The organism is Fusicatenibacter sp., from assembly GCF_050872605.1.
In the GTDB taxonomy this organism is placed as follows: domain Bacteria; phylum Bacillota; class Clostridia; order Lachnospirales; family Lachnospiraceae; genus Fusicatenibacter.
In genome coordinates this window covers 42,259-65,746 of the sequence record NZ_JBNMHD010000004.1, presented here as the reverse complement: position 1 = coordinate 65,746, position 23,488 = coordinate 42,259, and the positions used below count along the sequence as shown (strand labels likewise).

Here is a 23,488-nt window from a genome sequence, read left to right as displayed (position 1 = left end):
CAAATAGAGCAGCCGACCCTCATCGGCTGCTCCACAAATCATCCTTTGACGGCTCCTGAAAGCCCATCTGTATAATATCTCTGCATTACAACAAACAAAATCGCAATCGGCACCGAAATGCAAACCGCTCCCGCCGCAAAGCAAGTATACCAGCTGTCGATATACTCCTTCTCCAGCATCTTCCACAGACCCAGCGCAACCGTATAATACTTCGCATTCGCTCTGCAGATAACCTTTGCGAAAATAAAGTCCAGCCACGGTCCCAGAAATGCGCTCAACGTCGTGTACACAATAATCGGCTTACTCAGCGGAATTGTCACCTTCGTAAATACCTGGAATCTCGTTGCTCCATCCAGATAAGCCGCCTCATCCAGTGCCTTCGGAACCGTATCAAAAAATCCCTTTGCAAGCAGGAATCCCGCTCCGGAACCGCCCGAGTACACCAGAATCAATGCCACACGGATCATCGATCCCTCCGAAAGGCCAACTGCCTTTAAGATATAGTAGACAGCAACCATCGACATAAATGCCGGGAACAGACCTAAGATCATCGCGATATTCATGTAAGTCTTACGGATTTTAAAACGCATTCTCGACATACAGTAAGAAACCGAAAGCACGAATATCGTAGAAATCAGACAGCTGAACACCGCAATGATAAACGTGTTCTTAAACATCTGCGGAAAGTCTAACACCTGCGTATCTGTAAACAGACGCACATAGTTATGAAGCGTATATCCCTTTGGGAAAAAGCTGGTAACATAAGATCCCTTCTGGGTGCTGAAGCTTAAGAGTGCAATCCACAGAACCGGAATCACCCACACAATCGCAAGCAATGCCAGAACTACATGTACAATCACATCGGAAATCATTCCGCGCGCTTTCATGGAATGTGTTTTTTTCTCTTTGTTATTCATTATTGGAATCCCTCCTCGTTCTTGTAAGAACCAGTATTCCGGTACGTGATCAGTGATACCACAGCCAGAATGACAAAGGTAAGAATACCGACAACCGCACCAACGTTAAAGTACTGTAAATCAACCGTCAGCTTGTACAGCCAGGTAACCAGAAGGTCCGTCTTTCCGGCGGTTGCTCCGACCGGAACCGGTGCACCTGCAGTCAGCAGGTAAATAACGTTGAAGTTGTTGATATTACCCGTAAACGTCGTAATCAGATACGGAGTCGTGACAAACAGCATGTACGGCAGCGTAATTTTAAAGAAAATCGTCACAGGGCCTGCGCCGTCCACACGGGCTGCCTCGTAAAGCTCTCCCGGAATATTCTGTAAGATACCGGTAACCTGCATCATAGTAAACGGAATACCAACCCAGAGGTTGATGATAACAACCGTCGCTCTCGCCCAGGTCGCATTGGTCAGGAACGGAAGCGGACTGCTGATCAGACCGGCCTGAACCAGAAGATTGTTGATCAGACCGTTGTCCTTTAACATCGTACGCATCAGAAGAAGAGAAACGAACTGCGGAATTGCAGCGGAGAGCATAAAGCAGAATCTCCAGAATCCCTTGATGCGGGTCGTTTTGCGGTTGATGACAATCGCAAGAATCATACCAAAAATATAGTTCAGGAAGGTAGCGAGTACAGCCCAGATCAGTGTCCATCCAAGAACAGACCAGAATGTCTTGCCGATCGAGTTGCCCATGCCAAGAACCGTACTGAAATTCTTCAGTCCAACCCAGTGGAAAATCGTCAGATGATCGCCGACTTTACTGTAGCTGGTGAAAGCCATACAGATCATAAAGACCAGTGGAAGGATTGTGAAAATCACAATACCAAGAATCGGAAGTGTCAGCAGAGTCCAGTGCAGTCTCTTGTCAACGAGTGCTTCCAGATCCTCTTTGATGGTATTAATATGTTTCCCTTCCTTTGCACGGCACTCTACCTCGTAAGCGCTCTTCATATTGACACGCCAGATCATAAAGAAGAGAACCGTAATAAAAATCGTTGCCACTCCGTAGAGCAGGAACAGAATTGTCATATCGCCGCCGGTATATTCATAAATACCCTTGGCCTCGTTCCACACCTCTTCCTGCGCACGGCCGCCCAGGGTGATGAGATGATAGAGATTGTTGATACCGCCCTCGATCATAAACAGGATATACGCAATTTCTACTGCCAGAAACAAAATACCCTTTACAATCTGTTTATGAGCCAGATTTCCCAGTCCCATGACAAGCATGGAAAGCTTCGTGACCGCATCGCCCTTTGTGATGGCTTTTGTCACCGGATAGGGAGTCTCAAACTCTTTGGCGCGTTTTTTCAATGATGCCATAATCTATCCTTTCCGAAAGACAGGCATTGTCAATGATGATGTCTGACAATGCCTGCGGTTTCAATCCTGTTGATTTTCGAACGCTTCAGAGCCGGTTTTACTTACTCGACTGCAGAAGTATTCATGCTTGTGTTCAGTTTCTCTGTCATTTCTGCAGCGTTATCATGGGTAACTTCACCGTTGACCAGAGATTTACCAAAATTCTCTGCCGGAGTCCAGTAGTTGCTCATATTCTTAACGAACGGCTGGATGATAGAAGTATTGTTGAAGGTATCGTTCTGAGCAGTTACCAGTGCATCGTCTGTGATCTGGGAAAGCAGCTCTTCGTTACACGGAACTACGTTTCTCATTTCATAGTGTGCTTTCTGAGCATCTGCGCTTCCGAGATATCTTGCAAGAGCAACCGCAACCTGCGGATATTCACAGTTCGGATTCACACCGATTGCTTTAGAGCCGGAGAAGGATTTCATCTGTTTCTCCTCGCCGTTGATGGTGATGGTCGGAAGCTGTACAACACCGTAATTATCACCGAGTGCCTCTTTAACTGCGGATGCATCCCAGGAACCGGAGAACATTGCTTTTACGGAACCGTCACGCAGACCGGAAAGACCGGATCCGTCTGCATCGGATACGAAGTTCGGATTGTTTACCAGGTCAACCAGGTAATCGGTTACTGCTTTTGCTTTATCGCCTTCGAAGTCAACGCCTGCTGCCTCGTCTGTTCCGTCCTCACCGAACAGCGTACAGCCGTTTGCTACGTAGAAGGAAGCAATGTACCAGGAGTTTGTAATCGGGAAGGAAATCTTGTCTTTTGCGATCATGGTATCCAGGTTTTTCACTTCATCCTCGGTGAATGCAGATTTATCGTAGTACATAAACCAAGTATTTGTGGTGAATGGTACGCCGTAGATGTCGCCGTCAACGGATACAGAATCCACGATTGCCTGAGAGTTGTTCTTTTTTACATCCTCTGCTGTCTGTCCGCCGAGTTTGGAAATTCCGTTTGCAGCGATCAGGGATGTCAGGTTGTCGTTTGCAAACATGTAAACATCTGCTGCACCTTCCACGTCCTGTGTTACGGTATCTTTTGCATCGCTCTCTGCGCATACGCCATAATCGAAGGTGATGTGCCAGGATGGATGCTCCTCTGCAAACTGATTGCACATGGTCTGCAGCCACTCACCGCTGTCGCTTGCCTGATCCTCTGACGGAGACCATACGGTAAGAGTTGTGGTAATTTCCTCTTCCTCTGCTGCGCCGGAAGCAGATGTGCTTGTGCTTCCTGCCTCAGATGTGCTCTTGGAATCGTTTCCGGAAGCGGCATTCGAAGAACCGCTGTCGCTGTTTCCGCATCCTGCCAGCATGCCGGCTGCAAGTGCTGCGGTCATCATAATAGATACTACTTTCTTTTTCATATTGAAAATCCTCCTTGTATGATTTTTCTTTCTGGAACGTCTGCTGTCATATCGCATTTGCTGCTTGGTATCTCTCGTTCTTGTTGATTTTATTATAGCAGTCGGCGGATTTTCCTGAAATATCAAGAATCTATGATCTATGTTGGATTTCTACGTTACATTTCTACACCAGTGCATATCCGAAAACTCATTTTCGCAAGCCGCAGGATTCTTTTCCGCAACCCAAAAAGAGACAGCGCACCGTTTTCCCGGTGCGTCCTGCCTCTTCTTCTGTTTTTTATTCTGCTTTTTTTTCTGTCTTCTGTTCTTCCTGTGAATTCAGGCTTTTCCTTTCCTGAATCATCTCCTGAATGATCTCATTTCCGCCTTCCTCCTGCCACTCTTTTACAAATTCGTTAAAAGCAGAAAGCTCAGACTCACCCCGGATAATTTTTAAAAAGGTCTCCGACTCCAGTTCTTTTAAGGTGTAACGATATGCTTCTGTGGTCTTCGTCCGGGTCGGATAAATCGTATTCACTCTTTGAATCTTTTCGTCGCTCAAAAGCGAGCAGGCTTTGATACGGGATAAATACGCGCTCCACTCCTCCGCACTCGCTGTTTTCGGGTTCTCCAGATAGGCGCGGCATACCTTTTCGAACGATCTTTCCAGAATCTCCAGCTCATCCTCCGATTTTTCCCCGTTCAGTGCCGCCTGCAGATTTTCGTAACAGATCGTCAGTGCCTGATTATAGTCGAGATTGATTGCTAAGGGGCGTGCCGTCGGATCGATATTTCCCGTATAATATTGCTGAAATTCTCCCCTTGGATCATCGTAGGAATAGCGCATATAATCAAACATCACCGACAGAATCTTCGGCACAATCTCCGGATATTCATACCCTTTTCGCACTACCACATAATTTCCGGTCAGCTTTTCGTTGCAGTATCGCACACTTCCATCCTTCCCGGTCCGAATCAGAAACGGCTGCCAGTCGGCCTCCGGATCCGTCTCATGACAGCGCCAGAGCGGGTTGTTCGGTGCCCACCACGGTGCGAAGAAAATGCCGCAGCGTCCCTTGGCAATGAGATCGGCAATGTCATCCTGTGTGCGGATCAAAAAGTCCCGGTCAAGGACACCCTCCCGGTACCAGTCGGCCAGCATGCCAAGTGCGTCTTTTACATTGGGCTGAACGGAACCATAAACCGGCATTCCTTTCGCATCCGTCAGCCATCTTCCCGGATATGCACCAAATGAGGCAAAAATAAGATTCATGCCGTATTCCGAAGAAATGCCCGTGCCGCCGTACAGAGTTGTGCTGACTGCAAGGCCGATGTTGCCCATCTCCTGGTTTGCCGGATTCTCCTCTGCAAACGTCAACGCAATATGTTTCACATCATCGATCGTTTCCGGTGCGGAAAGTCCCAGTTTTTCCATCCAGTCCTTCCGCACCCAGAGAAGATTCGGACCGTCTGAAATGTTGGTTTCCGGGAATGCCATCAGCTTTCCGTCAAAGGTACAGCTCTGCAGGATTTCCTCACCGTAGCTTGCATAAATATCCTTGATACGGTCACTGGCACAGTTTGCATAAACCTCTGTGAGATCGGCAAGCTGATCATTTTTCTGCATAGAATTCATCGTTTTCTGGTCTACAACCATGATATCGGCAATGTTTCCTGTTGCGATCATGGTGGAAATGCCAACGTTATAGGTATCACCGTAGTTTTCATAGACATCCTCGTTCTGTACATTAATGATCTCGCGGATCAGGCGTGTATAGGCATTGTCCTCATAGGTTTCTCCCTCCGGGAGATTGGAATTATTCACGCCCGTCATTTTTGCCAGCGTGTACGTGATGGTTTCCGGGTAACGTCCGTACGGCGTTGTTTTCGCTTCCATAACAGCCGCAGCCTCGTTCCCGGCAGAATCGGAAACAGAATCATTCCCTGCTGCGCCACTTTCTCCGCAGCCACCCAGAATCGTTCCCGCTGCCAGCAATACAGCGAGGCCTGCCGCAATTTTTTTTTGCATCATGCCTGTACCTCCCTTTCCACACCCGGAATCCGTACCGTCACTTTCGTTCCCTTTCCCGGCTCACTCTCAATCGAAAGACCATACGCTTCTCCGTATTCGAGCTGAATCCTGGAATTGACATTCCGCACACCGTAGCCGCTGCTCTTCTCCGTCAGAATGGTCTGTGCTTTTTCCTGTTCCATGCCAACGCCATTATCCGCCACGGAAAGCACCACACAGTCTCCGTCGCGCCGTCCGCTGATTGTGATCACGCCTGGCTCACTGCCGCGCCGCCGGTCAATTCCATGCGCAATCGCATTTTCGGCAAGCGGCTGCAGAATCAGGTTCAGTGTACGGTAATCCAGAATATCCTCCGCCACATCCATTTTGACCGTAAAGCTGTAGTCGTGAAACATTTCCTGAATCTGCAGATACGAACGCACATTATCAATCTCCTCGCGGATGGACATCGTATTTTTGCCTTTGTTCAGAGAAGTCCGGTAGTACCGCGAAAGCGCCAGCGTAGCCTTGCTGATATCATCCGAACCGATTTCCAATGCTTTCCAGTTGATCAGCGACAGCGAATTATACAGAAAATGCGGGTTAATCTGCGCACGGAGCGCCGTCATTTCATACTGCTTCTGGCGGATGCGGCTCTCATAGACTTCCTGAATCAGCTGACGGATACGCGACAGCATCTGATTAAAGCCGCGCGTCAGATCACCGATCTCATCTCTTTCCGTAGAAACCAGCTCTACTTCCAGATTTCCTTCGTCTACCTCAGCCATTGTCATTTTCAGCCTTTCAAGGCGGTGTGCCATATTTCCGGAAAATTTCATAATTACGACCGCAGAGAAAAGGACGCAGCCCGCCCACATCAGAAGAACCATCAGAAGAATCGGCTGCATCGGGCTGATGATGCCTTTTTTCGGCAGATAGCACGCAGCATGCCATCCATTTTGCTCAATCTCCTTTTCCAGAAGAATGTAGTTCGCTGTATTCTGCTTCTCTTTTTTTTGTATCTTCTGAAGATCGGAAAATTTCATCTGGTATTTTGCATTTCTGGTCATCTTCTGATTTTCATACAGCACCTCTTTGTCCTCGTTGTAGACGAAAACACCGTAATCCTCATTGACCGCGAGCTCCATGGAGCCAAAAATCTTACTGTAGTCCATGGAAATGTATAAAAAACCGCCTTTTCCGTCATCAATCAGCGGCATCGAGCGCACCAGCGTCACCGTTCCCTGACCCATATCGGCATACCAGTGAACATCATTGTCCGCCGGCGCTGTCCATTCATCATTTTCAATCTCCTGCGCCGGGCGCAGATACGTGCCGTGCGGAATAACGGAATCACGCACATAGACTGTAGACTGTCGGATTTCCGGGTAAAAATAACTTAAGGAATCCATCATCGGATCAAACTCTTTCACCATGCGCTCGTATGCTTCGAAGCTGTTTTTGTCTTCTGCCTTTACAATCTGAACAATCGTCTGGTCGAATGCCAGATAGTCCGACATACTCTGGTGCAGCGCAAGCTCCGTATTCACATCGTCCACTGCCTGATCAAAGGTGGTCTGCAGATTTTTGATCTCGCGCTCGACAAGTACACGGCGCATCTGGGTGTAAAACAGTGTGAACATCAGGCACATTGGGAAAAGGCCTGTGAGAACATAAGCCACGATAAGCTTCCGGTGTACCTTCATATCTGAAAATGCTTTTTTTATTCTGCCGGCAAATGATGTCATCTTACTCCCCCTGATCCCGGTATTTCTGCGGGCTGATTCCAAAATATTCGCGGAAGCTCTGACAGAAATAGGACACATTCACAAAACCGCATTTTTCGCAGATTATACCGATTTTCTCATTCGTATTTTCAAGCATCTCCCGCGCACGCTCCATGCGGAAACCTTTTAAGTAGCGGCTCAGGTTTTCTCCTGTATTTTTCTTGAAAATGCTGCTCAGGTAATTCGGTGTCATGCCGACCTCGCGCGCAAGCTGGTCGACGCCCATGCCGCTGTCAGAATAGTTCTCACGGATATACTGTTTGATCTGCTCGACTTCTCTGCGTTTCGCAACACCACCGTCTGCGCGGAAGACCGTTTCAAGCCGTTCAATACCCATACGGACTGCCTGAATCACACCGACCATGTTGCTGCTGTGATACAGGGCGTCAATCTCACGGTCCAGCTCCCGCTCATCTTTTCTCTCGAGATTGTCGTAAATCTCTTTCAATAAGTTGGAAAACATAAATTTGATATAAATCTGAGAAAAAATCGTCTGATGCTCATACTTCTCGCAGAACTGGTCAAAGTGTTCACGCAGGCTCTCCAGATCCTTCATGCGAATGTCCTGCTGGATCTGGCGGATCAGGATTTCAGCATCAATCTGCACCAGCACCTCGGACTGCTCCTCCTGAAAGGGAAGAAAAACATGGTTTCCCGTGTGATAAAAGCGACGCTCCATGAGCTGCTCCGTCTGTGCAAATGCATCGTAAAGCTCAACGTCCGGCGTGATCTCACCCGACACGGCCAGAAAGCATTCCTGGTCCCACATTTCACGAATATAATGGTACAGCTTCCGTCCGAACGCTTCCCAGCCGCCATCCGGCTCCTCGCTAAAAAACAGGATGGACTGCTGTGGGTTCAGGTTCAGATAGTGAAAGGGCATCTGCAAATCGCTCTGCATCTTTTCAATCTGTTCGCTGTTTACCTGTTCAAAATAGTTGTTGGCACACTCCAGCAGTACCATACGGCAAAAATCCCGGACAAAGCTCATATCGAGAAGCGTCTGTGTTTTCTCCTGCATTGCGCTGCGGCTCTGCCCATTGACCATCAGATACAGCAAATGTTCCCGCAGAAACTCCATACTTTCGTCCTTCCGTTTTTCCTCACGCTCACTCTTTGCAAGCTTTTCGTTGATTTCACCAACCACCTTTTCAAATTCTTCCGGGTTGACCGGTTTTAAAATATAGGCGAAAACACCGTAGGAAATCGCCTTTTTTGCGTAGGAAAACTCATCATACCCACTGAAAATCACCGTTTCCGTCCCCGGATACTCCTCATGAATCCGGGAAAGAAGCTCAATTCCATCCATGAACGGCATATTGATGTCGGTCAGCAGTACGTCTATCTTCTCTTTTTCAAACACCTCCAGTGCTTCCTCCCCATTGGAGGCCTCCAGAATATTTTCCCGGATATTCATCCGCGCAAGCAGCATCCGAATGCCCTTTCGTTCTATCATTTCGTCATCTACAATCAGATATGTGTACATGTAGTTATTCCTCTTTCTAAGCAGCATTACATATTGTTTCTATTATACCATTTTTCGTTTAAAACTGTATAGCTTTTGCCGCTCAAAACCGTTCCCGGAAACGCCGGAGCCGTAACCATTTCAAAAAAATGAAATCCGGAACGGTCTCCGATTTTTCGATCCGTTCCGGATTTTGTTTTTCACTTCTGTTTTTACTTTTTATTTCTGCTTTCTGTTCTGAATTCCTGCTTTTCCTCAATGAATAAAGAACGCGTCCTCTTCCTCATCTTCCACAACTGGCATCATCGGGTTATACTCGGTTTCCACCAATTTTTTCACCAGCTCGTGATCGAAGTTGCGGCGAATTTCACAGGTTCTGTCGAAAATCATGGTTGCTTCATCCCCTGGGGTGCATGCCGGCCAGTTCGGGAGGGATGGGGTTTCCGGGCTTCCGTAGCGGGCAAAGTTGATCCAGGCGGTGGCCATACGCTCCTGCAGACGGTCTGTTTCGCCCGGGACATTGCATACGGCAATGCGGTCGATGTTATGGAATACGAACGGAATCTCGGCACAATGCCATGCGGCTTTTCCGCCATCGATCGGGAATTCATAGGTAAACTGATAGGAATAAGTCGGCGCTTCTGTAAACTCCGATTTCTGACGAATGAATTCGATCGTTGCCGGACGGAAGAACGTATCCACAGACCACAGGTCGGCAATTGTTTTGTCCGGGTATGCTTTTTCAAAAAGAGAAATCAGCTCCGGCGTTGCATCACCATATTTTCTTGTCAGAAACGCAATCTGTTCCTCACGGTTCATCTCATGTTTTCCCGGCACAACCGGTCCAAAATCAAACTCACCGATGTTGGTTCCTGCCAGCACCGGAATCGTTTTGGCGTGATCCGTAAATCCGCATTTGATCGGATTTCCGCGGAACCAGCCGTTCTCCATCGGTCCCTGTCCGATATAGCAGCCTTTCGCAGCAACCTCTGCCTCAACTTTATTGTACGCATTTGACAGCTCATAATACGGGATCGTCTCAAGCTTCTCCACCTCGGATTCGTCCAGATTCAGTTCTTTTAACAGAGCCTTCACAATCGCGGTGCCGTCTCCGTCCTCTTTCTGATAAACCTTTGCCTCATAAACACCGCTCTCGATGATACCCTTCTGGAACAGGCCGTCTGCTGCCGGCGTATTCATCAGCGTTGCCACCTTCATACCGCCGCCGGACTGACCGAAAATCGTAACATTCTCCGGGTCTCCGCCGAATGCCGCGATATTGTCATGTACCCACTGCAATGCAGCTACCATATCTGCGTTTCCTGCATTCGCAGAATTTTTGTATTTTTCGCCAAACGGCGAAAGATCGAGATAACCGAGGATATTCAGCCGATGGTTCACGGAAACAACAACGACATCACCGAACTCGCTTAAGTGATCCCCCTCATATGCCACATGCTCAATCGCAGAACCGGCGCTGAAGCCGCCGCCGTGGAGCCATACCATGACCGGCTTTTTCGCACCCGGATCAAGACTCTGTGTCCAGACATTCAGGTTCTGGCAATGCTCGTCCTGCGGCCAGTAACGATGCGGTACCAGCACCTCCATGTTCGGCTCATCCTGCTTTAAAAGCGGACATACATAGCCGTACGCCAGCGCATTTTTGATTCCTTTCCATGGTTTCACCGGCTGTGGCATCTGGAAACGATCCGCCTCGGCGTAATGGATTCCATGAAAGGCATACGTCGTGTTCAGTCGGAAACCGCGTACCTTTCCTGCTTTTGTCTCTACTACCGGATCTGTTTTACTGCATACAAAATAATCTCCCATATTTCAGTTACCTTCTTTCTATCCTGTTCTGTGACGCGCAGTTTCCAAAAAACCACCGCAAAATCCCCCTGATCTTTCCGTTTTTGCACCGGTCTTTGAAGCATCTGTTGTTTTTGCATTTACGCATCTGCTCCTTATTATACCAGACAATTTTTTCAGAAACAATTCTTTTCACTTTTATTTTCGGCTGTTTATATCAATAAAGTCCGAAAATCGCGTCAAAAACTGATATTTCCATCACAACTTCAAAGTGCTACAATAAAAAAGAAGGTAAAATCAACGTAAAAAAGGGGACTACTATGACGAAAACAGTACAAAAGAGCAAAGCCCGCGATATGACCCAGGGCTCTATCTGGAAACAGCTTCTTCTCTTCTCGCTTCCGCTGATGGCCGGAAATCTCTTCCAGCAGCTTTACAACACCGTTGACAGCATCGTTGTCGGCAACTTTGTCGGCAAGGAAGCACTCGCCGCCGTCGGCTCCGTCGGTCCGATCATCAATTCTCTGATCGGCTTTTTCATGGGACTTTCCACCGGTGCCGGTGTCATTATCTCTCAGTATTATGGCGCAAAGGCGGATGAAAAGGTCAGCCGCACCGTCAGCACGACACTGGTGATGACATTTTTTCTCTCTATTGTCTTTACTATTCTCGGCATCTTCATTACACCGTACATGCTCCGCATGATGAGTACGCCGAACGACGTCATCCGCGAGTCAGCAACGTATCTTAAAATTTACTTTGGCGGTGTTGCCGGTCTGATGTTCTACAACATGGGCTCCGGCGTTCTCCGCGCTGTCGGCGATTCCCGCCATCCGCTGTATTTCCTGATTTTTTCCGCTGTTATCAATACCGTGCTCGATCTTTTGTTTGTCGTTTCCTTCGGCATGGGAATCGAGGGTGTGGCGCTTGCAACCGTTATTGCACAGTGCCTTTCGGCGGTTCTGACGCTGTATGTGCTGACCACAACAGACGGCCCATACCGCATCTGTTGGAAAAAGCTCTGCATGGACTGGTCTTTGCTGTACCGCATCGTCTGCGTCGGACTGCCGGCAGCGATCCAGCAGATGGTGACTTCCGTTTCCAACGTTTTCGTGCAGTCCTATATCAATGTATTCGGCTCGGATGTTATGGCAGGCTGGAGTGCCTGCATGAAAATCGACCAGTTTATGATGCTGCCGATGATGAGTGTTGGTCTTGCTTCGACCACCTTCACCGGACAGAACGTCGGTGCCAGCTACATTGACCGTGCAAAGAAGGGTGCTACAACCGCATTCCTGCTTGCTGAGCTTGTAACCATTGTGATGATGATTCCTCTGCTGATTTTCGCCCCGCAAATGGTCTATCTGTTTAACCAGGAGACAGCTGTGATTCGTTACGGAACCCTGTTCCTGTATCTGCTCTCCCCGTTCTACATTCTCTGCTGCGTCAACCAGGTTTATTCCAACGTCCTGCGTGGCGCAGGAGACACCAGAACACCAATGATCGTAATGCTCGGAAGCTTCGTCGTGTTCCGCCAGATTTACCTGTTTGTGATGTCTCATATATTTGATTCCATCATTCCGATTGCACTTGGTTATCCGGCGGGATGGCTGGTATGCAGTGTTCTGATTTATGCCTGCTATCGGAAATTCCGATGGGATAAAGGAATGCGGAAAAACTGAAGGATTCCTTTCCGGACATAAGCAAAAGGGGCTGTTGCACTAAGAAAATGAACGTAGTGCGACAGCCCCTTTTTTCGCATTATTTTTTCAGGAGTGCTGCTGAATGCTCTTTAATCAGAACAACTCTGCAATCGCCGCGATCTTCTCACAGTTTTCCGGCAGCGGACCATTGATTTTCGGTGACTGGCGCGTTACCACGTAACAGCTTGCGATTCCGGCAGAGGCTGCACCGTGGCAGTCAGCGATGTCGTCATTTCCTGTCATCAGGCATTCTGCCGGATCGAGGTGATACTGCTTCAGCAGCATCTCATAAAACGCCGGATCCGGCTTTTTCACACCGGCATCCGATGAGAGCAGGATTCCGTCAAAGTATTTCGTAAGGCCGAGCAGGGAAATTTCCGGCGCGGTGAAAAGCGCCTGTGCGTTGGACAGCAGAAAAACCTTCTTTCCTGCGTCTTTTAAACGCTGCAGCATTTCCGGCACGCCGGGGAACAGTTTCAGTTCTTCTATCGAAATCGCACGGAACATTTTCGCCAGATCTGCAATTTCTTTTTCCGTTACCGAAACAGCTTGATCCTCAAACAGCTGCCGGAACACATCCGCAATGTCGATTTCCGGTACATGGCTGCCGCGGCATTCCATTTTAAGCGCAGCTTCCTGCTCTTTGATTTTTGTCTCATACGCCATCCGGAGTTCTTTCGGCTCATAGGCGGCCCCTTTCATGCCGAAGAACAGGCTCATTTTTTTCCAGAGATACGCTTTCTTTTCATTCGTATGTATATCTACCAGAGTTCCATATAAATCAAAAATATAATTCTGATACATCCTTCATCATCCTTTCTTACGGAAAGTTTTCCACACGACACGTATTCTACCAGACTTTTCTCCACAATTCCATGTCTTTTTTCCAGACTTCCTATCTTTTTTCTCCACCCGGGCTTTCCATCAGACCAGATCGTTGAACTCTGTTTTGCAAAAAAATTCCCCCGTACAGATTTTGTCCGCAACAGGGGAATTCATTACATCTCACAGTTTCCTGCGAATTGTAATCTTTGATTTACTTTCTCGCATCCAGCATTTCTTTCACCAGACGAATATACTCCGGTGTTGTTCCGCAGCAGCCGCCGACAATGCCTGCACCCGCGTCTACCAGAATGTTCATATATCTTGCAAACGTCGGCGCATCCATGCTGTAGATTGCCTCACCGGTCGGCGTGATTTTCGGCAGGCCGGCATTCGGTTTTACGATAACCGGTACTCTTGCCACTTTTTTCATGGAATTTACGACTGCCTCAAGCTGATCCGGTCCGACCGAGCAGTTCAGTCCTACGGCGGATGCTCCCATTTCCTGCAGTGTCTCAACTGCTTCCACAGCGTTTCCGCCGAACAGGGCAGAACCGTCTGCTTCCAGCGTCAGAGAACACATAATCGGCAGATCGCAGACAGAAAGTGCAGCATCCATAAAGACACACGTTTCGTCTACGCTCAGCATCGTCTCCGCTACCAGAAGATCAACGCCTGCATTTGCTACCGCTGTTACCTGCTCTGTGTAGGATTCCAGCAGCTCTTCATAAGAGAGATCGCCTTTTGGCTGCAGCATTCTTCCCGGTGTGGAAAAATCTCCCGCGATCAGCGCACCTGTTCCGGCAAGCGCTTTTTTCGAGATGTCCACCAGGCGTGCATTCAGCTCCTCCACCTCGTTTTCTCTTCCATAATCCGCTAATTTCAATCTGTTTGCACCAAAGGTCGGCGCATAGACAATCTGGCTTCCCGCCTCCACGTAAGCCTTCTGTAAATTTGCCAGAATATCAGGGTGCTCCAGAACCCAAAGCTCTGTACTGACTCCTTTTGGCATTCCCGCTTTTGTCAGATTTGATCCGGTTGCGCCATCCAATAAAATGACACCTGCTCCGGCAAGCTGTTCAAATTCTTCTCTTGTCATTTTCTTTTCTCCATTCTGCCCGAGTTACCTGCAGCACATGTCCGCGTATACTGACAAATCCCGGCTGTTTTTTCTGAACCTGCCGCACTTTTCGCGTCAAATTCATGTTCAGTATAGCATTGTATTGTTTTCCCGACAAGTAGAAAAGAGGTATCCGTTTTGGATACCCCTTCGTCTGTTTCTGTTCACGGATGTTCAGCAAACCCTGACATCCTTAATCATGATGCGCGTCTGAATGATGTGTCTCCGAATGATGCGTCTCCGAATGATGTGTCCTGCCCGAGCTGTTCCCCCCACCGGACGGGATATTCTTCGGTGACCCCGGAGACAAATTTGTTCCCTGGTTCACACGGGTTGCTTTCTGTCCATTTTCCACCTGCGAGGATGCCGATACCGTTGAAACACCCGAATCGGAACTGTTTTCCGTTGCAGCATTTTTTCCACACGCAACGAAAGCCAGTACTGCTGTACCGACAAGTACGGAAATTACTGCCTTCTTCATTTCTCCACCTTCTTTCCTGGTACATCGTTTTCGTCTGAACATTAGAGCGTGTCTGAAAAATTATTTCCGCAATCTGTGAGACACACTCTGGTTGTAATTTCATTTTAAATAAACTTCTTACTATTGTCAATCTACTCTACAAATTCCCTATTATTTTCTTTTTTTGTAACGATTCAGAGCCATGCGAAATGGAAGAAAAATCGCGAATCATGTTTACATGAATGAGCTATTTTTCTGGAATTTCATATGGCGAGAAGCAACATCGAGATGCAGCGTAAGCGGAATCGAGATGGGGCTCTGAATCGTTACCTTTTTTGTTCCAAAATATTTTCAGACACAAACAGCAGCCGGACCCCTCTCCCGGATCCGGCTGCCGTTTGTCCTGTATCGTATGCTTTTATTCTGCAGTGCTTGAAGACGTCGAAGCAGTGCCTGTGCTGCTTGTCGATGTCGTTTCGGTACTGCCTGATGTCGTGCTGTCAGACGTTGTACTGTCCGTTGCTGTACTGTCCGTTGCTGTACTGTCCGTTGTTGTGCTGTCGGTTGTGGTTCCATCTGTGGAATCTGTAGAAGCGCTGTCAACTGTCATCGTATACAGATCTGCGTCCGTTACTTCAAGTTTTTTCCAGTTGGATGCGACCTTGATATCGCTCTCCTTTACCCATCCATCCAGTGTATCGTTGTACTTATCCGATTTGCGGTTGGAAATGATAGTCTGTCTTCTGGACTCGGTTTTATCCTCGTCGAATGCTTTATCTACACGGATCACATAATATGCATCATCGCCTTCGATGACACCATCATAATACTCGCCATCCTTCAGCTTTGCTGCTTCTTCCGCTACCTTATCTCCAAGAGAACAGGTATCGTCATCGTCTTTCTCTGATCCGGTTCCAAAGGATGTCTCGGAAGAGGTCAGATATGAAACTTCAGAGGAGGAATCGCTGTCGGAACTGCTCGATGTGCTCGCGCTTGAAGCGTCGGATGCGCTTGTGTCGGAAGCATCGGAAGAAGAACTGCTCTCATCGGAGCCATCTGCAGAATCGGTGGAATCTGCGGTATTCTCCGCATTTAACTGATCGTTCAGCTCCTTGCGCAGATCAGTAAACGATGCGGTTGCCGGATCCTCAGACTCTTTTAAGAGATCCAGGAATCTCTGTGCGATTTCTTTCTTTGCCGCTTTTTCCTCGTCCGTCAAATCAATCGTTTTTCCATCGTCATCCTTCTCGGTTCCTGCTGTGGATACCGTGATGTAGCTGATGGAGGTCTGCTTTGCCTCTTCATCGGATACCTCGGTATCTACATCTGCGATGATCGGATCATAAATTTTGGTCTGAATAACATACAGCTCCAGTGCATCCTGGATGTCCTCAACGGTTGCGTGCAGCTTTTTCATCACATCGTCACCGTTCTTAACTGCGAATGCCTGTGCGGCCTCTTTCGCCTGCTGTTTTTCCTCATCTGTCAGGGAAATTCCGTATTCCTCAGCGTGCTGCCGCATCAGAAGCTCTTTTTCGATCGTATCAAGAGACTGCTCCTTGAACGTTTCCCCGGTAGTCTTTCCATCATCGCCTTCCTTGTCGTACATCTCAGACGGCATCTGCATTCCGTACATCGAGTACATCTTGGAATAATAATTGTACATGGTTGCCTGCTGATATCTCAGCATGAAATTTGCCTGTCCGAGTGTAATCGACTCGTCATTTACAGTAATTGCCGTTTTTGTTCCGTCCACATTGTCGGAACCGCAGCCGGTCAGTCCCATCGCTGCCATCGAAGCACTCAGCATAACGCAGACTGCTTTTGCTTTTAAATTTTTCATTACTTCCTCCTCATGCAGGGCGAAATGTATGCTCAAAAAGAATTTACCTTTTCAAAACTGTCCGGGCCTTTCAAATGCCCGACTTTTTTACACATTCGAATTTCCGGTCCTGCATCGATTTTTATAAACGCTTTTTCTATTATACCCTTTTTGCTGATACAGGGCAACTTTTTTCTTCCCTGTTCACGCCTTTTTCACACGATTTTGGGGGTATGCGAGTGTTTCACTCCTGCGTGATCTGCAGCAGATCTTCCACCAGTGCATGGCTCTTCTCCAGCAGATCAATCTTTTCCTTTGAATTTCTCCGCCGCGGCGTGTAGACAAACGCCAGCGACTCCATCTGGAATTTCAGTTCGTCGCGGTATTTCTGCAGCAGCTCCGGAATCCGCGCCACATCGATTTTGGCATGCTGCTGTAAGGTGACTCGTACCGAATCGCCCATCTGTTTCAGCTCCGTCACATACGCACAGTGCGCCAGCGCTTTCAGTTCTGCGACAGCCAGAAGATTCTGTACATTTTTCGGCGGTTCCCCGAAGCGGTCGGTCAGCTCCTCCGTCATGTCCTCATACTCTTCCTTATTTTCAATCGCCGCAATTCGCTTATAGGTGTCAAGCTTCAGAGCCTCGTTGCTGATGTAGCCGTCCGGAATATAGGCACTGACATTCAGATCGATCGTTGTCTCGAACGCCTCTGCCGGTGCGATGCCCTTCGCTTCCTGGACAGCCTCTGCGAGCATTTTACAATAGAGATCGTATCCAACCGATTCCATATGGCCCGACTGCTCTGCGCCCAGCAGATTTCCGGCGCCACGGATCTCAAGATCACGCATTGCAATTTTAAAGCCACTTCCCATCTCCGTAAATTCACGAATCGCATGGAGACGCTTCTCCGCCACTTCCTTCAACATCTTGTTTCTGCGGTACATCAGAAATGCGTAGGAAGTCCGGTTCGACCGTCCAACGCGGCCGCGGAGCTGATAGAGCTGTGACAGTCCCATCTGGTCGGAATCATGGATAATCATCGTGTTGACATTCGAAATATCGAGTCCTGTCTCAATGATCGTTGTTGACACCAGCACATCGATCTCTCCGTTGATAAATCCGTACATGATCTTCTCGAGCTCGCGCTCCTTCATCTGCCCGTGCGCAAAGCCTACATTTGCATCCGGCACGAGCTTCTGGATCGTGTTTGCCATATCCGCAATCGACTGGACACGGTTATAGACATAGTAAACCTGCCCGCCCCGCGCCAGTTCACGGTTAATCGCCTCGCGAACCATTTCTTCATTGTATTCACAGACAAAGGTCTGGATGGGCTGGCGATCCTGCGGTGCTTCCTCGAGCACACTCATATCCCGGATTCCAATCAGGCTCATATGCATGGTACGCGGAATCGGTGTCGCCGTCAGTGTCAGAACATCCACATTTTTTTGCAGCTGTTTGATTTTTTCTTTATGCGTCACGCCGAACCGCTGCTCCTCATCGACAATCAGAAGGCCAAGATCTTTGAACTTCACATCCTTTGAAAGAACGCGGTGTGTTCCAATGACAATATCCACGAGTCCTTTTTTCAGATCCTCCAGCGTTTTTTTCTGCTCTGCCGGCGTGCGGAACCGGCACAGAAGATCAACGCGCACCGGAAAGTCCTTCATGCGCTCAACGAACGTATTGTAATGCTGCTGTGCCAGAATGGTGGTCGGAACGAGGTAGACGACCTGTTTGCTCTCCTGTACTGCCTTGAACGCTGCACGGATTGCAACCTCGGTTTTGCCGTATCCGACATCGCCGCAGATCAGGCGGTCCATAATCTTTTTGCTCTCCATGTCCGCCTTTGTCGCCTCAATCGCCGCAAGCTGATCGTCCGTCTCCTCAAACGGAAACAGTTCCTCAAATTCCTTCTGCCAGATCGTATCCTTTCCGAACTGATAGCCGGATGACGCCTGCCGCTCGGCATACAGCTTCACGAGATCCTGTGCGATATTTTTTACCGCATGGCGAACCCGTGTTTTCGTCTTATTCCATTCCTGACCGCCGATTTTATTCAGCTTCGGCACCTTTGCAGCTTCGCCGGACGCATACTTCTGCAGCGTATCGAGCTGGGTGGCCAGCACATAGAGGTTCGATCCGCCCGCATACTCGATTTTCATGTAATCACGCGTTACGCGGTCCATCTCAATTTTCTCGATACCGCGGTAAATACCAAGACCGTGGCTCTCGTGCACGACATAGTCACCGATCGATAGATCCGCAAAATTCTGGATTTTCTGACCGGAATACTCCGATTTCTTCCGGTTTTTCTTCTTCTCTTTTCCAAAAATATCCGTCTCTGTGATCAGCACAAATTTCTGCATCGGATATTCAAAGCCTCTGCGGGCCGCGCCGTGGATCAGCATGACCTCGCCCGGTTTCAGAACACGCTCCTCATTCTCGCTGTAGAAGGCCGGAATTTCCTCATTCTGCAGGTCCTCCGCCAGATGCTGCGCTCTCGTCCGCGACGGACTCGCCAGTACAATACGGTAACCCGCTTTTTTCCAGGATTTCAGATCTTTTACCAGAAGCGGGAACTGATTGTTATACGAATTGACCGATTTCACCGTCACACCGAACTCATCGCGGATGTTCCACTCGCCCTTCTGCGGCTCCATCAGCGATACGGCAACACAGCCGCGACGGTTCAGTTTTGCCACAAGCTCCGCCGTACTGCACATCAGCTTCGCCTGTCCCGGCAGGAGGTATCCCTTTTCGAGACGGTGGCTCACGCTCTCCTGAAACTCTGCTTCCAACGCATCGGCACACTCGATGATGCGGTTCGGCTCATCGAGGAAAATGCGGCTGTTCTCCGGCAGATACTCAAGAAACGAAACGGTCTCCGGATAAAAATAATGAAGATACTGCTCCGCTCCCTGCAGAATTTCGCCCTCGCCGATCTGATCGCAGATTTCCTCTGCCGCATGGCGGATACGCGCCGCTTCCTCCGTCATCATCTTGTCGCGGAACTTTGTGCTCTGCGCTTTTGCCTCTTTTTTAATCGCTTTCACACCGCGCGCAATCGTGTCCTCAGTTAAGATCAGCTCCGATGCCGGATAGATTGTGATTTCCTCGAGGTTTTCAATCGACCGCTGGCTCTCCGCATCGAAGCTTCGGATGGAATCAATCTCATCGCCCCAGAGTTCAATCCGGATCGGGTTCTGTTCCGTCAGCGGATAAATATCGAGAATGCCGCCGCGGACGGAAAACTGGCCGGTCGACTCCACCTGAAAGGTACTCTCATAGCCGAGCCGCACCAGCTCTTTTCTTATTTTATCCAGATCGAGTTCGCTGTCATTGCGCAGATGGATACAGTGCTTTTCAAACACGTCAAGAGGCAGAAGAAAGTCCATACATCCCCCCACACTGGTGATGATGGTAACTTCCTTCCGCTCAAGAAGTGCCTGGATGACCTGAAGCCGCTGCCGGATCAGCAGATTTCCGTGAATGTCCGCCTGATAGAAAATCAGGTCCTTCGCCGGATAATACAGCGTCTCCGCATCGTACAGCTGGTAATCCTCATATAATTCTTTTGCTTTTAATTCATTTTCCGCGATCAGAAGCCGCACCGGGGCATCCTCGGAGAGACCTGCGATCATGTGGGCTTTCTGGCTTTCCAAACAGCCCGAGATCACCGTCACACCTGCGGTTCCTTTTTTCAGATCACGGAACAGCTCGTCAAAACGGGCAATTTCTTTGATCGGTTCTAATAACGCTTTCATTTTCCTTACTCTGCCGGGTTTGCAGATTTGCGGTTATACTCATTCATAGCTGCGTCCACATCCCCGTTCAGCATCTGCTCGATTGCTTTTGCCGCATGCTCGATCGCCAGATTTACAAGGGGACGTTCGTCTTTCGTAAACGGACTTAACACGTAGTCCGCCAGATCCCAGTTTTTCGGTTTCTCACCGACGCCGACCTTCACACGCATAAATCGGTCGGTGCCAAGATTGGCAATGATGTTTTTGATGCCATTGTGGCCGCCCGCGCTTCCTTTTTTGCGGATACGGATCTGTCCCGGCGCCAGGCTGATATCATCGTAAACCACGATCAGCTCGCTCTCCGGATCCACTTTGTAATAGTTCACCAGCTCCCGAACGGACTCGCCGCTCAGGTTCATATATGTCATCGGCTTTGCGACAATGACTTTCTGGCCTGCGATCATGCCCTTTCCGAACAGTGCCTTGTGGCCTGCACCGGAAGACGGGATCTGATATTCGTCGATCAGGTAATCGATGGTGTCGAATCCGACGTTGTGCTTCGTGCCCTCATACTGGCGCGTCGGATTTCCCAAACCTACTATAATAAACATACTTCCTCCTGCAATGCAGACAACAGAGAGCAGAAAAAACTTTCTCTGCCCTCTGTTGTCTGATGTATGATTGTTCTTTTTCTTTAGTTAAAATATACCAGTTCGCTCTCCGGTTTCTTGGCCGGTTTGATTTCTTTTGCATACAGAACCGGGCCTTCGCCGTCGTAAACCTTCATATAGCCCCATTTTACCGTTGCAGTCACGTCAACCCAGGAACCCATTACGAGAGATTTGGCGCTTGCGCATTTGCAGACGTAACCGATAAAGGAAGTATCGTCTGCACAGCAGGTCATTGCCATACGGCCCGGGACAAAGAAATCAGCTCCGACGTCTTTGCTCTTTAATACCATGCCTCGGAAATGAACGGTTTTGCCCTCGTAGCGCTCCGGGTTGTCGCCCATGTCGACATACCAGATTCCGTAATCGGCATCGTCGATTTCGATCACATCGGCATCGGTATCGAACGGCATCTGATCCTCAAAAATGTTGTCAATTTCGCCTTCTTCATTCTCAAACAGAACGTCGCATGCCTGATTGACTACTTTGATGCTGCGGCGGAATGCCGGAAGTGGATCTTCCGGACGACAGCGGTTGAACATAACCATATCCGCATTTTTTGCCATCTCCATGAAAACAGATTTCATATTCTGCATATAAATCTGGAAGCAGCTTGCATCGACGGTTACAATCTCCTGTACAATGCCCCAGCCGCGCGGCAGCTCCATTTCTTCGAGTTTTTTTACGCTCCAAAGCGGATTGTATTCCAGAATAATACGCTCCGGGCGATATTTACGGTTCAGTTTTTTCAGGTAATCTAAAGTAAACTGCTCCGGTCCTTCTACGATTTCCAGTACTGTATTGTGTTTGAGCAGTTCTTTTTCGTCATACTCTACCTCACCCTCTTCGGTTGTGATCAGAAGGGTCGGCCCGTCAATCTGGAAATAGTCCTGTGCTACGGTGAAATTGATAAAAGAGGTTTTTCCACTCTCCAGAAATCCTGTTATGAGATAAATCGGAATTTCTACTTCGTCTTCTTCGTACATTTTGTACCTCCGTTGTCTTTGACGTACTCCCGGAATCTTTCTGCACTTGCTTTTGCGGCTGAGATTCCGGGCGTACCTTTTGCTTTGTCTCTAAATCAAGGAAAAAGCTGCCACATCGGATTTTGTTTCTGATGCGGCAGCTTCGTTACAATTCACAGGTAGCCGCGAACCGTAATTTTCGCAGCTACTTTGTATTTTTACAGTCCGAACAGCTCTGCCAGCTTATCTTCTGCTAATTTGGAACCGATGACACAGATTCTTCCGGTGAATTCCGGTGCTCCGTCACGTACTTCGTACTCTTCCGGAACCATATCGAAATAGATCCACTGTCCATCGGCGCCTGCTACCATACCTTTGGCCCGAAGAACCATACCATAAGCGGTATCCTCGGAAAGTTTCTTTAAGATGCCTTCGATCTGCTCTTTGGTGAAGGTCTTCACAGTCTCCTGACCCCAGCTTGTGAAAACTTCGTCTGCGTGATGATGGTGATGATGCTCATGACCACAGCCGCACTCGTCATCGTGGTGATGATGATGCTCATGGTCGTGATCATGGCCGCAGCAGCACTCGTCATCATGGTCGTGGTGATGATGCTCATGCTCCTCGTCGTGATCGTGGCCGCAGCAGCACTCGCCGTCATGGTCGTGGTGATGATGTTCATGTTCATCCTCATCATGATCGTGATGATGGTGCTCATGCTCCTCATCGTGGTCATGGCCGCAGCAGCACTCGTCGTGGTCATGATGATGGTGATGATGCTCTTCCTCTTCTACCTGCTCAAGGTTGATGATCGCACCTTCCATCGTATCGAGTACTTTCTTGCCGCCCAGAACTTCAACCGGTGTGGTGATGATGTGTGCTTCCGGATTCAGCTCGCGGAGCATCTTTACTGCTGCCTCTACTTTTGCAGTGTCAGCCTTATCGGTACGGCTCAGGATGATGGTTCCTGCGCTCTTAACCTGGTTCTCGAAAAATTCGCCGAAGTTTCTGAGATACATTTTGCATTTCATAACGTCGACTACGGTTGTTGCGGAATTCAGGGCTACGCCTGCTTCTTTTTCTACACCGTCTACAGCTTTAATGACGTCGGAGAGTTTACCTACGCCGGACGGCTCGATGATGATGCGGTCCGGGTGATATTTGGTGATAACGTCTTTTAATGCTGCGCCGAAGTCTCCCACAAGAGAGCAGCAGATGCAGCCGGAGTTCATTTCACGGATTTCGATACCGGCATCTTTTAAGAAGCCTCCGTCGATTCCGATTTCACCGAATTCGTTCTCGATCAGAACAACCTGCTGGCCTTTCAGTGCGTCTCCGAGGAGTTTTTTGATCAGGGTTGTTTTTCCTGCGCCCAGGAAACCTGAAATAATGTCTATTCTTGTCATTGATTTAACCTCTTTATC

The 23,488-nt window shown here is 48.7% G+C and carries 16 protein-coding genes; 1 reads left to right on the top strand and 15 read right to left on the bottom strand.

Annotated features, from left to right (window positions below; translation table 11 throughout):
* Window positions 1-38 precede the first annotated feature (38 nt).
* The 7 genes from ACY2VT_RS02480 to ACY2VT_RS02450 form a co-directional block, all read right to left on the bottom strand.
* Window positions 39-917 (bottom strand): sugar ABC transporter permease, encoded by an 879-nt coding sequence (locus tag ACY2VT_RS02480; RefSeq protein WP_227094136.1) that lies wholly within the window; start codon window positions 915-917, stop codon window positions 39-41.
* Window positions 917-2,290 (bottom strand): carbohydrate ABC transporter permease, encoded by a 1,374-nt coding sequence (locus ACY2VT_RS02475; RefSeq protein ID WP_461878745.1) that lies wholly within the window; start codon window positions 2,288-2,290, stop codon window positions 917-919. Before ACY2VT_RS02475 ends, ACY2VT_RS02480 begins: the two co-directional genes overlap by 1 nt.
* Window positions 2,291-2,391: 101 nt before the next feature.
* Window positions 2,392-3,705 (bottom strand): extracellular solute-binding protein, encoded by a 1,314-nt coding sequence (locus ACY2VT_RS02470; RefSeq protein ID WP_177269650.1) that lies wholly within the window; start codon window positions 3,703-3,705, stop codon window positions 2,392-2,394.
* A gap of 277 nt (window positions 3,706-3,982) precedes the next feature.
* Window positions 3,983-5,716, bottom strand: a complete 1,734-nt coding sequence (locus ACY2VT_RS02465; protein ID WP_461878744.1) for an extracellular solute-binding protein — start codon at window positions 5,714-5,716, stop codon at window positions 3,983-3,985.
* Window positions 5,713-7,443: a sensor histidine kinase gene (locus tag ACY2VT_RS02460; RefSeq protein ID WP_461878743.1), complete on the bottom strand. Its 1,731-nt coding sequence runs from the start codon at window positions 7,441-7,443 to the stop codon at window positions 5,713-5,715. Before ACY2VT_RS02460 ends, ACY2VT_RS02465 begins: the two co-directional genes overlap by 4 nt.
* A 1-nt stretch (window position 7,444) precedes the next feature.
* Entirely contained in the window at window positions 7,445-8,968 is a 1,524-nt protein-coding gene (locus tag ACY2VT_RS02455) for a response regulator (protein ID WP_461878742.1), read from the bottom strand.
* Between the two features lie 234 nt (window positions 8,969-9,202).
* Window positions 9,203-10,777, bottom strand: a complete 1,575-nt coding sequence (locus tag ACY2VT_RS02450) for a carboxylesterase/lipase family protein (RefSeq protein WP_118660357.1) — start codon at window positions 10,775-10,777, stop codon at window positions 9,203-9,205.
* A 299-nt stretch (window positions 10,778-11,076) separates the two neighbouring features.
* Between ACY2VT_RS02450 and ACY2VT_RS02445 the strand changes: the two genes are divergently transcribed.
* A complete protein-coding gene (locus ACY2VT_RS02445; protein WP_461878741.1) occupies window positions 11,077-12,438 on the top strand; it encodes an MATE family efflux transporter in 1,362 nt (453 codons plus the stop codon).
* A gap of 114 nt (window positions 12,439-12,552) precedes the next feature.
* On the opposite strand, the gene ACY2VT_RS02440 is transcribed toward ACY2VT_RS02445, so the two are convergent.
* The 8 genes from ACY2VT_RS02440 to ACY2VT_RS02405 all read right to left on the bottom strand — a co-directional run bounded on the left by ACY2VT_RS02440 (window position 12,553) and on the right by ACY2VT_RS02405 (window position 23,470).
* A complete protein-coding gene (locus tag ACY2VT_RS02440) occupies window positions 12,553-13,263 on the bottom strand; it encodes an HAD family hydrolase (protein WP_461878740.1) in 711 nt (236 codons plus the stop codon).
* 232 nt (window positions 13,264-13,495) lie between these two features.
* Window positions 13,496-14,380, bottom strand: coding sequence for a homocysteine S-methyltransferase family protein (locus tag ACY2VT_RS02435; protein WP_117813413.1), 885 nt, complete (start codon window positions 14,378-14,380; stop codon window positions 13,496-13,498).
* Between the two features lie 214 nt (window positions 14,381-14,594).
* Complete coding sequence (locus ACY2VT_RS02430) at window positions 14,595-14,882, bottom strand: hypothetical protein (protein ID WP_055220917.1); 288 nt, start codon at window positions 14,880-14,882, stop codon at window positions 14,595-14,597.
* A 397-nt stretch (window positions 14,883-15,279) separates the two neighbouring features.
* Entirely contained in the window at window positions 15,280-16,704 is a 1,425-nt protein-coding gene (locus ACY2VT_RS02425) for a SurA N-terminal domain-containing protein (protein WP_461878739.1), read from the bottom strand.
* Between the two features lie 223 nt (window positions 16,705-16,927).
* Entirely contained in the window at window positions 16,928-20,452 is a 3,525-nt protein-coding gene (gene mfd / locus ACY2VT_RS02420) for a transcription-repair coupling factor (RefSeq protein ID WP_461878738.1), read from the bottom strand.
* 5 nt (window positions 20,453-20,457) lie between these two features.
* Window positions 20,458-21,042, bottom strand: a complete 585-nt coding sequence (gene pth, locus ACY2VT_RS02415; protein ID WP_055225751.1) for an aminoacyl-tRNA hydrolase — start codon at window positions 21,040-21,042, stop codon at window positions 20,458-20,460.
* A gap of 83 nt (window positions 21,043-21,125) precedes the next feature.
* Window positions 21,126-22,085 (bottom strand): TIGR03943 family putative permease subunit, encoded by a 960-nt coding sequence (locus ACY2VT_RS02410; RefSeq protein WP_055225753.1) that lies wholly within the window; start codon window positions 22,083-22,085, stop codon window positions 21,126-21,128.
* Window positions 22,086-22,282: 197 nt separating this feature from the next.
* A complete protein-coding gene (locus tag ACY2VT_RS02405; protein ID WP_173815969.1) occupies window positions 22,283-23,470 on the bottom strand; it encodes a CobW family GTP-binding protein in 1,188 nt (395 codons plus the stop codon).
* Between the last annotated feature and the right edge of the window lie 18 nt (window positions 23,471-23,488).